Source organism: Legionella sp. 227 (genome assembly GCF_043161935.1).
In the GTDB taxonomy this organism is placed as follows: Bacteria; Pseudomonadota; Gammaproteobacteria; order Legionellales; family Legionellaceae; genus Legionella; species Legionella sheltonii.
The window spans coordinates 2,929,765-2,944,904 of the sequence record NZ_CP171154.1 but is presented as its reverse complement, the minus strand read 5'-3'; the positions used below and the strand labels follow the sequence as shown (position 1 = coordinate 2,944,904).

Genomic DNA, 15,140 nt, shown 5'->3' with positions numbered 1-15,140 from the left:
TGATAAAATTATATACAATTTTTCATTGATCTTAGGAAGCTGTATTCCTTATGCCTTCACTAACGTTAACCAGCATTTATATTTATTGCGTATTTTTTTTAATAAGTGCGGCTGTTGAATCCCTGTCTTTTAATGCACTCAATCGAGAAGAACAAGAAATTGTATTTAATCGAAAAAAACTCCCTTTTATGACTGACTTTACCAGCATCATTAAAGTCTTTTTCTTTTCATTCGTTATCCTCTATATCACTCCATGGCAAATGCGCTATAAAACATACTTATACCATAACACTCAAGAACTGGTCTTTCTTTACCATGTTTTAATGGTCTTCTTTGTGGTAGCATTTATACCTATAATCAAATACTTACAAGATGATATTAGAAATGCAGGCTTACCTGGATGGTATCTCAAGAATGTATTAGTGGGCGATTATGTTCATCTGTGGGGGATCTTAATTGCGTGTTATATCTCCATTCCTAATTTTTAGTCTGGCAATTTTTAACCCTGGTATTCCTCTTTGGGAACAAAGAATTCACATGAAAATCTGTTGTAGCCTGAGTGAAGCAAAACAATAATTTCGGATGACAAATTATGCACCAGAACCTTGGCTTTTGCCGTGTTTCACTCAGGCTAAGATTTTTAAATTTAAATTAAAATGTTCCATCCAAAGTTTTATTTTTATCTTTTAAATACGCTGCATCCAAAGCAGGTGAATCGAATTTCTCCTGAAGCAAAGCGATAATTTCGCTCGGATTCAGTTTGTTTGAACTCAATTCTGTTCGACTCGAATCGCCATACATGATGAACACATCTGGATGTAATGATTTGAATTCCTCAGAATCGACAAACTCATTATAAGCTGGAGCTGAATTGGTCCAAAAATAGGAGCCAGTTTTTCCAATTGCCCCCATGAAGGATTGACCAAAGGTAAAAATTACCACTTCTTTGCCAGTAGAATAAGTATTCTTGGATTTTCCAATTTCAACGTGTTCTAAATTAATTTTCTTTCTCATAAGAAAACTCCCGCCTTATAGTTCAAAAAATGGCATTATATAGTTTTGAGTTTAAAAAGATAGAAATTAAGGGTGAATTATTATATCAGCTTGTATTTGTTCTGTTTGGAGTTCCTCTACTAATCACTTAGACTTTGTAATTAAACCTGGGTTTCGCAGTTGCGACTCCCAGGTTACTTCGATTTGAAAAGCAAATTGGAGATTCCGTTTCATCACACTACAAGCGGAACAATTTTATAGGGAACCAGTTCACAATATTTATTCCAATCAGCTCCATACTTGGCTGAACAGCGTTTATCATCACGGAACGCCCTATCAACTAATAAAACCGTTAAAAAGCAAAGATAGAAGTAGGGTGCAAAATGAGTAAACAACGCAGGCACTGACCAAAAAAATGTACCAGCAAGTTCTGGAATATAATGGAAATGTCTGGCTATCCCCCACCATCCGGAGGCAAGTAATATCGTTTGTTTTTTATCGCCTTCGGTAGTCTCATAATGAGCTAATACAGTGACCGGTTTTTTACCCCATACCCTACAATCACCTTGAGTAGCCCTAGCAATAAGTCTTTGTTGGTCAGCAAGATAATTAATAATAATACTTGCCAAACCTAAACCTAAAATAAGAGTTGCCCATACATAGGATAAATGAATGGGATGAAGCACAAGATACATACTTGGTGACGTATAGACACAAGGTACCCATACCATACACCCCCAACAAATATAAAAACCCGCACGATCGTGCATGATATCTAAGGATCGTAAATAACCCTTTTCCCACATGTAAAATTTACTGAGATAGACAAATTGCAATACAACGGAAATAAGCATGGAGTTAGATAAATCCCCTAATTCGGCTTGTTTTGCACAATAGGAAATAAGAAATAAGCCCCAACTCATCATACCAAAACGGCAGGTAATAAATTTTTTAATGCTCCATCCTAAAACTTGAGGATAAAGCTCAGTTCCCCAATAGTAGTCAAACAAAACATTATTGGTTATGCCTGAGTCGGTTGATGAGGGATAAAAACGGCCCTTGAGATATAGAAAAACACAGAAAATAAGGCTAAACAAATTAAGCGCGCCAAATAAAGCCCCAAGGTTGTCATAAAGAATGGAAGCCGAAAATAAATTGAGTCCGAAAGAGGCAATACAAAAAGTCATCATAGTGACGATAAATGCCAAAACACCGTTATCTTTATAAACAGGCACGTTTCCTTTTGGAGTAATGGGCCCATTAAAGGTCTTTCCTGGCAATATCCGCATTAAAGCCAGCTCAAAAACAGTAAAAACCAAAATAATTTTCCATGCTAGTGCCGAGCCCCAGAAATAGGGTCCCCAAATAGTCATAACTGTTTGAATGAATCCGTTTTGGATCAGTAAACCCCAAAGAGCTGATAAAGACCCTTGAAGCTGAGTGTTGGTATACCACATCAACATGACGAAAACGGGGCATGTAAGAATAAGAAATATGGGGCCTAGGGTATTCCTAATGTTGAAATTCATAATGCTTCCTTACATTTAAAAAAGGCTAAGGAGGATCATAATACATGAAATTTTGGCATTTAGTATCTTTTAGATGGGTACGAAGAAAATCAATTAGGGAAAGGTTGATTCGAATTTACACAATAAAAAGAGAAGCTTACCTATTTGCTTTAATGGGTAATTTAATATTTAATTTAAGTATTACCCATTGAAAAAAATAAAAACCATGTCCCAATATCGCATAGAACGGATGACGCGTGATGAAGTCTCAGTCGCTGTAGAATGGGCACGAAAAGAAGGTTGGAATCCAGGCTTAAATGATGCAGAGTGTTTTTATCAAACAGATCCGCAGGGTTTCTTCGCTGGAAAATTAAATGGTCAAATTATTGCAGTGGGCTCTGCTGTAATTTATGACGAACATTTTGCTTTTTGTGGTTTTTATATAGTCGATAAAAAATACCGTTCTCAAGGTTATGGGATGGAGTTAACTCGCGCACGTTTAGCTTATATTGGAGACAGGAATGCGGGGATTGATGGTGTGCTCGACATGGTCGAAAATTATTCACGAATAGGCTATCAATTTGCCCATAATAATGCCCGTTATGCATTAGAGCGCTCAAAGTTAACCCCTAAAACCGATTCACATCTAGTTGATCTAAAAAGCGTATCGTGGGATCAGATAATCCAATATGACCGCCACTATTTTCCTGCCCCCAGAGCAAAATTCCTGTCCGCTTGGATTAAACAAAATACGGCATTAGCGATTGGTTACATTAAAGAAGATCAATTAAAAGGTTATGGTGTCATTAGAAAATGTTTTGAGGGTTACAAAATAGGTCCATTGTTTGCTGAAAGCCCTTTTATCGCCGATAAACTGTTTGAACAATTGGTTGAATATGCTCATGGTGAGACTGTCTATCTGGATATTCCAGAAAATAATCCCTTAGCGGTTGATTTAGTCAATAAATATGGGATGAGTAAAGTATTTGCTACTGCAAGAATGTATTTAAAAGGAGTACCAAAACAGTCTATCGTGGGTATTTATGGGATCACCACATTTGAATTAGGATAAACATGAGGGATTTAGTGGGCTATGGGCCTAAAGACAAAAATTTCTCCTGGCCAAATAAAGCAAAGATTGCCATCAATTTTGTTATTAACTACGAAGAGGGAGCTGAGTTAAGCCCTATCAATGGCGATGCGCACGCTGAAACGAGTGGTGCAGATTTTCCATTTGCTCCCAAAGCCAAAGGACAAAGAAACTTCAGTGTAGAATCCTTTTATGAATACGGTAGTCGAGTAGGAATATGGCGTCTTCTACGCTTATTCGATCACTATAAAATACCACTTACTTTTTTTGTTTCGGGGCAAGCATTGATATTGAATCCTTTATTTGCTGATTATCTTGCCAATCGAGATCATGAGGTAGCGGGACATGGATGGCGCTGGATAAATTACACCAATATTCCTAGACGAGTTGAAAAGAGACACATACTTTTATGTGTTGAAACGTTAGAAAAACTTACTGGACATAAACCCAAAGGCTGGTATACAGGTCGGCGCAGTGAAAATACTCGGGAATTATTGCTTGAGCTTGGCGGTTTTACTTATGACTCGGACAGTTATGCTGACGAATTGCCTTATTATATTAATAAGCATCTTATAATCCCCTACTCTCTAGATTGCAATGATTTTCGATTCAGTACAACGCCTGGCTTTTCATGCGCCAAAGAATTTTATGACTCTTTAATGAATACATTTCATTATCTTTATCAGGAAAAACGTCTTGCCATCATGACCATAGGCTTACATCCACGCCTGAGCGGAAAACCCGATCGTTGCCTTATCTTAAAACAATTTTTAGATCATTTAACCCAGTATCAGGATATTTGGATAACACGACGAATCGATATAGCCCACTTTTGGCTGCAAACCTCGACTCACGAATAGAAGTAGCAACTGTCTAGAAAATACTTTCAAGACAGTTGCTACACTAATTAATTGACCTAAATAAAATTGAAAACGGATAAACCTTGTATCATCACAAAACTTTGTTGTGCGACTTCCAAATTATATAACTCCTGTTTAAATTCAGAGGCGGCAACTATAGGATCGACTTCTTGTAATCGCTTCAATGTAATTTTACTTTGTTCAATTAAATCAGTATTGGCTACATCCGCATGTTCTAACTGATTTAAACGAGCACCTAAATTGGCTCGAGCATCCAAGATGGTGCTTAATGCACTATCAAATTGCGCCAGTAGTTGATTATTCACAGTTGTTGCTGCTGCCTTTTGCGCCGCGGTTGAATAAGGTTGATTCAAGTTATTAATCATATCCTGTATTGTGGCGAAAACAGATTCATTTTGAGAGGGAGTAATCAAAAAAGCGTCTCCAGGTGCAGGTGTACCTGAAACAACCATTTCCATGCCGTTAAAACTTACCGTCATTCCCTCCTGATATAAAGGTGCATCATCAGGTAGTCCTGATGGAGGAATGACATTACCACTTGCTGCACCGCTAACCATAACGACAAGATTACCTTGTGAGTTCAATGCAAAACTCATAGTATAATTGTCAGGCACATAAGCTGAGGGAGTAGACACAGAACCTGCGTTTACTGATGCAGTCCCTGTATTAAGAGTTCCTGTTTGTTTAATAGTAAAACTTCCATTCCCATTAGGTATGCGCATAAAAAGACCATCTCCAGGATCATTGATGGCCATTTGAAAACTCCCCCCAACGAGCTGGAAACGCTGTGTACTATCACCATTATAAACATATTGTCCTGAGGCATTCAGTGAAAAAGGTAATGTAGAGGTTTGGCCTCCACTGAACATATAATCATCATTAATATCTTTTGTATTGGCATAATCGACCAGTTCATTCAAGATAATAGTCGCCTCAATTGCTAATGCTTTGCGATCCTCTTCAGATAAAGTCGCATTACCTGCTTGAACCTGAATATCACGCAATCGTTGTAAACTCGTCGTGCAATCATTTAAGACCGATTCTTCCATACTAAGTGCACTATCAGCACTTTCACGGTTTTTTTGCAGAAGTTCTGTAAAACTGATGCGCTGGTTCATAAGCTCAATTTGTGCAAAGGCAATGGGATCATCAGATGAATAACGCACTTTTAAAAAATTTTCATCGAGCTGTTCCTGAAGTTTAGCTACCTGTGCTTGCTTGAGTAATAAACTATCAATACTATTCCGATAAATTTGATTTGTTGAAATACGCATTTATCACCTCATTATTTGAAAGAGTAAGTCCATCATTTGATTGGCGATTTCCATTAACTTTGCCGCAGCTTCATATGCTTGCTTGAACTGTAATAAGTTTTCTGCTTCCTCATCAAGATTTACTCCACTGATACTATCCTGATCATCCACAGATTGTTTATATAAAACCTGAAACGCATCAGAACGATTTTTAGCCTCATTGGTTTGGCTTCCTGTCTCAGAGAGCAAATCAGAATAAACATCAAAAATTGTTTCAGTGCCGTTAGAAAAAATATCTTGTTGTTGAATTCCCGCAAGAAGTAATCCATTGCGGTTATCACCATACCCTCCCTGATTGTACTGTGCAGTAAACTGATCTCCTGCATTCGGTGCCCCGGATAAAGTAATGGAATAAGATGGATTGGTAGCATTTGGAATCTGAATCACATTATCTGTGTTGGGAACAAAAGGGAGCGGCCCCGTTGTAATACCATCGGTAACATTGATCAGATTGAATTGAGTGGGGGAGATAAAATCAATAGTATATTGTTTCGTGACTCCAGTAGTATTTAAAATAGGCCCTAACGCAATTTGTCCTTGTCCAGTATTACTGAGGGATGCACTGGTTTGCACGGGGGATGCGAGGGCTAACTGACGAGGATCATTCATTAGCAAAGCAAATTTGTCCGCTGCGCCACGTGTCGGCATAATTGTAAAAGAATCATTATTTGCTAAATTGCCGATGTTATCTACTGCGATGGTCATACCATCAACTACAATTTGCCCCGCGGGTGGAGCTGGTGGGTTGCTCGTCCAATTTAAGGTCACTGCGGAGCCGTCAGAATCACGAATGAGCGTTACCTGATTCAACCCAGCATTAGTGACAACTAATTGATAATCAGTTATTTTAGTTTGCGTAATGTCAGAAATGTTCACTGACAATACTCCAGAGCCTGTATTTGTCGCTGCTGCAACTGCGCGATCCAGTTGCATCGCCAGGGTATTGTAATCAGTAAAAATATTCTGCCCTAGTTGGTTATTTAAATCCATGCCTAAACTATTCTGAGCATTGAACGTCTGCGCCAAACCAATTGCCATTTGTCCTATGGTTTGACTGGCTTTAGATAAAATATTTCGTTCATAACTCAATAGGCCACCCAAAGTACCACTGGACAATTGATTTGTTATTTCTGTTTGTCCCGCACCATTATCCAATAAAACATGAGTCCCCTGCGCTGTTATTGGATCAAAACTAACTGATAAAGCTCTTTGTGTTGTTCCGATCACTAACATTTGACCACTACCAATCCCTACATCCACCATCCCATTATCCTGTTCTACTACAGTTAAATCAGAATACTGAGATAATTCTTTGAGTAATTCATCGCGTTGGTCCAGTAAATCAGGAGAGTTCGGTGAATTCGTTATTTGCTCATTTACTGCTGCAAGACTAGAAGTTAATTGATTAATTTTATTTGTTATTTCTTTAATCTGCGCCGTTGAGTTTGCCTGATATTGATCCAGATTTTGTTGCAAAAATAAAAATTGACTTGCTAATAATTGAGTTTGACTCATCACCACATTGCGTGAGGCTACGTTGTCTGGTGCATTATTTAATTGACCTAATGAATCAAAAAAGGACTGCAAGGATACAGAAAGACTGCTGCCATCTTGAGAAAGTAATTTATTAATTTCCAAGGCTTGTTGGTAAAAAGTATCATATTGGGATTTAACACTTAACGTACTTCTCACTTGAGCGTTCGCAAATTGATCCACGTTACGATATACATTGTTAACCGCCACGCCTGATCCAATAAAAGATCCTGCAAAACTTCTAGATGGGTTTGGAGCAAATTGAATGCTTTGTCTTGAATATCCTCGTGTTTTGCAATTTGCAATGTTATTTCCAGTAACACTCAATGCGTTTTGAAAAGCATTCATTCCTGAATAAGCAATACTTAGTATTGACATAATTATTTGCTCCCTGACCTATTCTTCAAACATCCTGCAAAAGTATCATATTTTCTAATTACACCATTTTTATTTAGCACAATACATCACAGCAAAAACCACTTTAAACTTGTTCTGCTAACTCGCAACGTTGTATTGCCTGATTTAATTCATCTCCATGATAAATGGATAAAATTTTTGTACTGTAATTAGGATCGGTAGCATATCCCGCCTTATGCAGCTCATTAATAAACAGTTCAGGGTTTGCAGCACTGGCTAAAGCATTTTGATATCGATCATTTCCTTTAATTAAAGATATATAGTCATTAAAGCTTTGTTCAACCGAGGGATATTTTCTAAATGATGCATTGATTTTAATTGGTGTGTCTGCAATATACTCGGTTGTTTTCACATTGACTGAATCAAACTCTTTGCTGTTACCCGATTTGATATTGAATAAATTGTTACTGCTGGTGCCATCAACATCCTTTGTAACAAATTTCCCCCACCCTGTTTCTAATGCGGCTTGAGCCATTAAGATTTTAGGATCCAAACCAATAATTGATGCGGCTTGTTTGGCTTTAGGCCAGATGGATTTGACAAACTCATCAATGGTGCTCGTTGATTTATCCTGCTCTTGTTTTACAGGCTTGGGGGATATTGAGTCAGAATTAACCGTTTCTGTTGTCCTTTTTTCTGTTGGTTCTGCATTAGGCAAATTATGCTCCATTTGTTTTGCAAGCATCTCGGCTAAACCAACACCTTTAGAATTGGCAATAGTACTTGCATATTGAGCATCCAACATATCCTGAAAGGTTTCCCTATCCTTGCCTCTAAATGGGCTCGATTCTTCAAGAAAATGCTGTCCCATACGCATGCTTTTCAACATGGATTGCAAGAATATACCTTCAAATTGTTTCGCTGCCTCAGGTAAGGCCTCTTTTGCATTATTTTGTGCTTGAACTTTTAGTTCATTTAATGCACTAAAATCACTGGTTGCAATTCCTTGTACCGTCATTTTAATCCTCTATCTTTATGGATCCTGTTCACCAATCCAATCCAAGCTATATCACGATTAAAGTAGCATTTAAAGCACCTGCTTGTTGTAGTGCTTCAAGTATCGCGATGACATCAGCAGGTGTTGCTCCTACAGCATTAATACCTCGAACAATATCCTTTAATGTAACACCCCGTGGTAAAACAAATGCATGATTGTTTCTTTGTTCAATGGAAACTTGTGACTGTTGGGTTGAAACGGTACGTCCACGTGCAAAAGCATTAGGTTGGCTTATCACTGGGGTTTCAGTCACGCTCACCACTAAATTACCATGGGAGACCGCCGCTGATTTGACAATGACATTAGAAGAAATAACCACCGTTCCTGTACGCGCATTAATAATAATTTTTGCTATTGCCTCAGCGGGTTTAAATTCAATATTTTCTAACACTGAAACATAGTCTACGCGTTGAGACATTTTTTTGGGGGCAGTTACAACCACCGATGTCGCATCTAAAGCTCTAGCAGTTCCTGGCCCCATCATTTCATTAATGGCATCGCACATGCGTTTTGCTGTTGTAAAATCAGGCATGTGTAAATTGAATGTTAATTCTTTTGTAAAATAAAAGGGATTAGGTATATCGACCTCAATGGTCGCACCATTAGGAATTCGTGCCCCACTGGGAACATTTACGGTAACACTTGTACCATCGCTTCCAGCTGCACTTACCCCGGATACAATCACATTTCCTTGGGCCACTGCATAAACTCGCCCATCGGCTCCTTTCATTGGGGTCATCAATAAGGTGCCACCTAATAAGCTTTTTGAATCACCAATAGATGACACATTAACATCCATAGCTTGTCCCTTTTTCATAAAAGAAGACAAACTCGCAGTCACCATGACTGCGGCCATATTTTTTGAATTAAGCTTAGTTCCCGGTTGGATGTTTACACCTAATTGAGTAAGCAGGTTTGCAAAAGTATCTTCAGTATATCGTGTTCCGTTTTTATCTCCGGTACCATTTAAACCGACCACCAAACCATAACCAACTAATTGGTTGGTGCGTACACCAGCCAATGTAGCAATGTCTTTTATTCGTTCACTATAAGCCTGATTTGCAATCAAGTTTATCGCCAACATCCATGTAATTATCAGCCATCGCCGCATTACAATTTTCCTTGTTCATTGATAACGGTTAAAAGCACCAATAATGAGTCGCGCTGCTTTACCCCGGATTTATCTCTTGACCATTCCCGCTTAGGCAGGAATGGAATGATTTTTTCTACACAGCTTTTTTATCTCAGATTAAGTTGGGAACAATGGGCCCCACATAAATCGCGCCAGCCAGCCCTGTGCATTTGTATTATTCACTTGGCCTGTGCCACCATATGCAATACGCGCATTTGCTAAACGATCCGAGGTGATGGAGTTATCCGCTCTGATATCCTGAGGTCGAATAATCCCTGATAATCGAACATACTCTTCCCCTTGATCGATTTTAACCCACTTTTCACCCTGTACGACCATATTACCATTTGCCAAAACTTGAGATACTGTAACTGAAATACTTCCCGCCAATTTATTATTCTGTACAGCTTGTGCAGAACCATTGAATTGTCGTTGATTGTTCAAGTCAAAATCCATGCTGTAACCACTACCAAAAGAAATAGGCCGCCCTAAAAACAGTTTGTTCTTGACGACGTTGGTATCTGTTTTCATCTGCTGCAATGTAGCGTTTTTTGATGCGTTAGTACTTTCAACCAAAAATACTGTAATTATATCCCCTGCGTGTCGCGCTCTTGGTGTTTCAAAAAGAGGTAAGGCCGTTTCCGCACTATAAATTGCACCTGACTCTTTCCTTAATTCCTTGGGGTCAGGTGTCGTAGGATATGTAGGCGCAAACTCAGGATCCTTCCCACGCTGAGGGGGATTTAAAAGTTCACACCCACTCAAAAGAATCGCAATGGAGCCTGCAACAAGCAAATTAAATAATTTCATCAATGAAATCTTCTTAAACGGTTTGATTTAAGTATTGCAGCATGTTATCCACAGTCTGGATACCCTTTGCCGTAATCTCATAGCTTCTTTGTGCTTGAATCATATTGACCAGCTCTTCCACCACATTCACATTCGATGCTTCTAGAGAACCTTGTAACAAGGTACCTACACCTGAATTTCCTGGATTATTCAATGTTGCAGCACCGCTTGAAGCTGTCTCTGTAAACAGGTTTTGTCCTATAGGTTGAAGTCCTGCTGGGTTAGTAAAATTCGCTAATTGAATGGTTCCAAGGACTGTTGGAGTATTACTACCAACAACTGTAGCACTCACCACCCCTTCGGTACTAATCGTTACACCTAAAGTCTGTGCAGGAATATTTATTGCAGGTTGCAATGGATAGCCATTCATATCAACGAGCTGTCCTGTGCTATCGACTGTGAAAGTACCATCACGAGTATATGCTTGAGTACCGTCAGGCATCAAAATCGTAAAAAAACCTTGACCTTGTATCATAAGGTCATATGGATTACGTGTATTTTGCGCACTTCCTTGTTCAAATATTTTTTCCGTAGCAGCTAAATGAACACCTGAACCTGCATTAATCCCTGTTGGAATTAAAGAGTTCTCGGAAGATTGAGCACCCGCCTGGCTTGTATTTTGATAAAGTAAATCCTGGAATATTGCTCTATCTTTTTTAAAGCCAGTTGTATTGACGTTTGCCAAGTTATTAGCAATCGTAGAAATATTTTTTTCTTGGGCTTCCAAGCCTGATTTACTTACCCATAATGCTGGTTCCATGGAGATCCCTCCGCAATTATTCTTACTTGTATACTAAAATGGCGTTATTCGTGCAATACTTGTGCCAATTTTAAAAAATTGTCTTCTACCGTAGACATTACTTTCATGTGAGCATCGTACTCACGCCCAGAGGTAATCATTTCTACCATCTGATCAATCGCATTAACATTCGATCCTTCAATAGCACCACTTCGTACCTGGACACTTGCATCAGCAGCAGCGGGAGTTCCACCGTTTTTTAATTGGTAAAGTCCCTCTGAACTTTTAACAATATTATTTTTATCCAGAGTAACGAGCTTAATTCTATCTAATACCGCGGCGCTATTGGGATCGCCACCGAGTGGCACAATGGTAATCGTACCATCAGCACCAATGTTTATTTCCTGAGCTGGGGGAATTGAAATAGGTCCGCCATTACCCAAAACAGGATGCCCAGAGGCTGTTGTTAATAACCCATTGACATCTAAGCGTAAATTTCCAGCCTTTGTATACCCTTCTTTGCCCTGTCCATTACTCACTGCAAACCAACCATTACCTTCAATTGCAATATCAAGGTTTCGTCCAGTTGTCGTAATACCGCCAGGGCTCAGATCAAGTGCATTCTGCTTTTGTATCGCAAAGGCTGCGCCGCTGTCCGATCCCCCCATATTTGCATACATGGTTTGAGCTTGATACATATCCGCTTTAAATCCAGGAGTGTTTACATTCGCCAAATTATTGGCGATTATTTCCTGACGCTTAAAACCAATTCGTCCGCCACCTGCAGCATTATATAAGATAGGATCCATGAGTTACCTCCTAACGCATATTAATAATTGTTTGTGTAATCGCATCCCCTGCACGAATGGACTGTGCATTCGCTTGGAAATCACGTTGTGCACTAATTAAATCTACTAATTCACTGGTCAAATCCACATTAGATTGCTCCAACATACCCGATTTAATGGCACCTAATCCACCTGTTGTGCCGACTCCAATCAAAGGCTGACCTGAAGCCGAAGTTTGAGCCCAACAAACATTTCCTACGTTTTGTAAGCCTGTAGGATCAGCAAAATTAGCTAATTGAATTTGCCCCATAGCCAAAGACTGGCCATTGGTATAAATTCCTAGAATTAGTCCGCTATCATCTATATTCAAACTCGCCAAACTTCCAGTTGTATAACCATTTGATGAGGTAGATTGAACAGCAAATGGACTACCAAACTGCGTACTGTTTGTTAAATCAATATTTAAATTTAAAGGATTTGCTCCATTATTTAGGTTAAATGACAATGGAATAAGATTATTAGCTATCGGGGCGCCGCCAGGACTAGCAACTCCCACAAAAGTTCCATCAGTATTAAAGTTCATCTCAAACAGGTTCGCGGTGTTATCAGTACCTGTGATAGGAGGAACATCTTGATTGTCGATTTGGAATGCTACATACCATTGATTTTCTGTGCCTGGAGGAGTTGCAGCATTAGGTTGTCCTGATGTCGCAGCAGAGTCAGCTTTGATAAAATACATACTCAATACGTGAGAGTTTCCTAAGCTGTCGTAAATAGTCAAGGAAGTAGGATTATTATACGAGCTACTAAGAGGTGTTGCACCACCAGTCCAGTCAACTGCTGGAGCTGTACTTTGTGAGTTCAAATTAACCCCAGTGGTTACTTTAGTGCTTGCCTGAGGACTTATATTTGCTGTATCTATCTGTAATTTCCCTGATGTTCCAGTAATATTTCCTTTTCCATCCGAAAGTAGTCCAGTAAGATATTGTCCATTGGCATTGGTAATATAATTTTGGTTGTTCAAACTAAACTGACCTGCACGTGTATAGACTGCCCCGCCCCCTGGATTATCCAAAATAAAAAATCCAGAACCGTTCACTGCCAAATCCAGACTGTTCGTACTATTGGTCAAATTTCCTGATGCAAACTGTTGTTGAACCGAGGTCAACATTACCCCACCACCGATGGATGTACTGCCTGCACCAAAGCTACCGTAACCACCAAATGAGTAAATATCACCAAAATCTGCGCGCGATCCTTTAAATCCCACGGTAGAAGAGTTTGCGATATTATTGCCTATAACGTCCAAATTACTTGTTGCTGCCTGAAGTCCACTTAGCGCTGCGTCAAAAATCATTTTAGCCTCCTGCTTTAAACTGATATTTGTCTTACCTGATCCAATGATATTGGTCCAACTCCTGCAACATTTAATTTTAAGCCTTCACCACTTTGACCAAGGCTTACACTATCAACATTTGCAGAGGTCATTGTTTTTAAAGATACCTCTTTTCCTCCATAAACTGCATGGACATCAACCTTATATTTACCTTCTTTCACGCGATTATTGTCCCCGCCAGTGCCATCCCAACTGAATTGAAAAAATCCAGGTGTAGGTTGACCTAAGGGAATTGTCTTTATAAGCTCTCCGGTTTCTGAATAAATAGAAGCACTCAAATTACTGAGTCCTGGTGGGATATCCACTGCTGCCTTTGAATCACCCTCTGCACCCAATTGAAGAGTATTACTATTGACCAAAACCTTGCGACCCACCAAAGCTGAAGCTTGTAAAGCCTGATTTGATTGGAGCGAAGTAGCCATCTGCTGTAATGACTCCTGCATTTTAGTAACCCCATCATTGGTACTAAACTGAGCCAACTGGGATAAAAACTCACCGTTTACTTGAGGTTGCATGGGATCCTGATTTTGAATTTGAGCCACCATCAAGCGTAGAAAATCCTGTTGCCCCAGACTTTTCTTTGCTGAAGAATCAATTTGATTATACGGTAGATTCGATGTGTTCGTCCCATTAACCGAATTTGTTGTCATTCCTTTCTCTCCCTTTATTCACCCAGCTTTAAGGTACGCTGCATAAGCTGTTTTGTTGTATTAAGCAATTCAACATCCATTTGATATGACCTTGAAGCTGAAATTACGTTTGCCATTTCCTCAACATAATTTACATTCGGTGTATACACAAAACCTTGTTTATCCGCTAGGGGATTATCAGGCGCATAACGTTTTATAGGATCCATAGTACTCTCATAAGTACCTTTAAGCTGAACGCCTCCCGATATTTGCTCTCCCATCCATTGATTCGCATGTTCCTGAACTGCCTTGAAAATAGGATATTTTGCTTTATATACTTCACTAGCATTACCTGACTCTACGTTAGCATTACTCATGTTCTCAGCGCTAGTCGTCAAACGCGCTGTCTCAGCAGTTAACGCGGAACCTGCAATATTAAAAATCGCGCTTAATGACATTATTATTCTCCTTTCAACGCCAGCATCATGGATTTAATTTTATTATCAAGAAAACTCAAGCTAGCCTGATAGTTAAGCGAGTTATGTGCAAATTCTGTGGTTTCTAAATCTTTATCTACCGTATTTCCATCTAATGACATTTGCGAAGTAACTCGATATTTTAAATTCGCTGAAAAATCGGCATTCGCATTAATATGGTCTGGGGAGGTAACCTGCATTTTTTGTGCTCCACCAGCCATACTGGCAGCTAAATACTCATTGAAATCGATATCTTGAGCTTTATAATTGGGCGTATTGGCATTAGCCAAATTGTTTGCCAACTGCGAAGCTCTATGCTCGCGTGCTGCTAAGGCTTTAGCGTGTATTCCGAAATAGGTATCAAGATCTAACGCCATAGTTCCCCCTCTTAAAGTAAGT

16 protein-coding genes are annotated in these 15,140 nt (G+C 39.2%); 3 read left to right on the top strand and 13 right to left on the bottom strand.

Translation table 11 applies throughout. The annotated features are described in order from the left end of the window. Nucleotides 1-50 precede the first annotated feature (50 nt). Nucleotides 51-488 carry a hypothetical protein gene (locus tag ACF8MK_RS12785; protein ID WP_392536979.1) on the top strand — a complete coding sequence of 146 codons (438 nt, stop codon included), beginning with the start codon at nt 51-53 and terminating at the stop codon, nt 486-488. A gap of 163 nt (nt 489-651) precedes the next feature. On the opposite strand, the gene ACF8MK_RS12780 is transcribed toward ACF8MK_RS12785, so the two are convergent. Together ACF8MK_RS12780 and ACF8MK_RS12775 are read right to left on the bottom strand one after the other, a co-directional pair. After that, nucleotides 652-1,014: a hypothetical protein gene (locus tag ACF8MK_RS12780; RefSeq protein WP_392536978.1), complete on the bottom strand. Its 363-nt coding sequence runs from the start codon at nt 1,012-1,014 to the stop codon at nt 652-654. 212 nt (nt 1,015-1,226) lie between these two features. Beyond that, on the bottom strand, nt 1,227-2,522 hold the full coding sequence (locus tag ACF8MK_RS12775) for a 7-dehydrocholesterol reductase (protein ID WP_392536977.1): 1,296 nt from the start codon (nt 2,520-2,522) through the stop codon (nt 1,227-1,229). Between the two features lie 205 nt (nt 2,523-2,727). On the opposite strand from ACF8MK_RS12775, the gene ACF8MK_RS12770 reads away from it, so the two are divergent. Together ACF8MK_RS12770 and ACF8MK_RS12765 are read left to right on the top strand one after the other, a co-directional pair. After that, nucleotides 2,728-3,573 (top strand): GNAT family N-acetyltransferase, encoded by an 846-nt coding sequence (locus ACF8MK_RS12770; RefSeq protein WP_392538963.1) that lies wholly within the window; start codon nt 2,728-2,730, stop codon nt 3,571-3,573. A 2-nt stretch (nt 3,574-3,575) separates the two neighbouring features. Beyond that, entirely contained in the window at nt 3,576-4,451 is an 876-nt protein-coding gene (locus ACF8MK_RS12765) for a polysaccharide deacetylase family protein (protein WP_392536976.1), read from the top strand. Nucleotides 4,452-4,507: 56 nt separating this feature from the next. On the opposite strand, the gene flgL is transcribed toward ACF8MK_RS12765, so the two are convergent. The 11 genes from flgL to flgB all read right to left on the bottom strand — a co-directional run bounded on the left by flgL (nt 4,508) and on the right by flgB (nt 15,118). Beyond that, nucleotides 4,508-5,746, bottom strand: a complete 1,239-nt coding sequence (flgL, locus tag ACF8MK_RS12760) for a flagellar hook-associated protein FlgL (protein ID WP_392536975.1) — start codon at nt 5,744-5,746, stop codon at nt 4,508-4,510. A 3-nt stretch (nt 5,747-5,749) separates the two neighbouring features. Beyond that, nucleotides 5,750-7,696 (bottom strand): flagellar hook-associated protein FlgK, encoded by a 1,947-nt coding sequence (gene flgK, locus ACF8MK_RS12755; RefSeq protein ID WP_392536974.1) that lies wholly within the window; start codon nt 7,694-7,696, stop codon nt 5,750-5,752. Between the two features lie 103 nt (nt 7,697-7,799). Further along, complete coding sequence (locus tag ACF8MK_RS12750) at nt 7,800-8,693, bottom strand: glucosaminidase domain-containing protein (RefSeq protein WP_392536973.1); 894 nt, start codon at nt 8,691-8,693, stop codon at nt 7,800-7,802. A gap of 46 nt (nt 8,694-8,739) precedes the next feature. After that, complete coding sequence (locus ACF8MK_RS12745) at nt 8,740-9,843, bottom strand: flagellar basal body P-ring protein FlgI (RefSeq protein ID WP_392536972.1); 1,104 nt, start codon at nt 9,841-9,843, stop codon at nt 8,740-8,742. Between the two features lie 138 nt (nt 9,844-9,981). Beyond that, nucleotides 9,982-10,674 (bottom strand): flagellar basal body L-ring protein FlgH, encoded by a 693-nt coding sequence (locus ACF8MK_RS12740; RefSeq protein WP_392536971.1) that lies wholly within the window; start codon nt 10,672-10,674, stop codon nt 9,982-9,984. 13 nt (nt 10,675-10,687) lie between these two features. Then, nucleotides 10,688-11,473, bottom strand: a complete 786-nt coding sequence (gene flgG / locus ACF8MK_RS12735) for a flagellar basal-body rod protein FlgG (protein ID WP_028380294.1) — start codon at nt 11,471-11,473, stop codon at nt 10,688-10,690. Between the two features lie 44 nt (nt 11,474-11,517). Next, nucleotides 11,518-12,261 carry a flagellar basal-body rod protein FlgF gene (gene flgF / locus ACF8MK_RS12730; RefSeq protein ID WP_265704436.1) on the bottom strand — a complete coding sequence of 248 codons (744 nt, stop codon included), beginning with the start codon at nt 12,259-12,261 and terminating at the stop codon, nt 11,518-11,520. A gap of 10 nt (nt 12,262-12,271) precedes the next feature. Next, nucleotides 12,272-13,597 carry a flagellar hook protein FlgE gene (gene flgE / locus ACF8MK_RS12725; RefSeq protein WP_392536970.1) on the bottom strand — a complete coding sequence of 442 codons (1,326 nt, stop codon included), beginning with the start codon at nt 13,595-13,597 and terminating at the stop codon, nt 12,272-12,274. A gap of 14 nt (nt 13,598-13,611) precedes the next feature. Beyond that, nucleotides 13,612-14,286, bottom strand: a complete 675-nt coding sequence (locus ACF8MK_RS12720; RefSeq protein WP_392536969.1) for a flagellar hook assembly protein FlgD — start codon at nt 14,284-14,286, stop codon at nt 13,612-13,614. A gap of 14 nt (nt 14,287-14,300) precedes the next feature. Beyond that, nucleotides 14,301-14,723: a flagellar basal body rod protein FlgC gene (flgC, locus tag ACF8MK_RS12715; RefSeq protein WP_392536968.1), complete on the bottom strand. Its 423-nt coding sequence runs from the start codon at nt 14,721-14,723 to the stop codon at nt 14,301-14,303. A 2-nt stretch (nt 14,724-14,725) separates the two neighbouring features. Continuing rightward, entirely contained in the window at nt 14,726-15,118 is a 393-nt protein-coding gene (gene flgB / locus ACF8MK_RS12710; protein ID WP_392536967.1) for a flagellar basal body rod protein FlgB, read from the bottom strand. Nucleotides 15,119-15,140 lie beyond the last annotated feature (22 nt).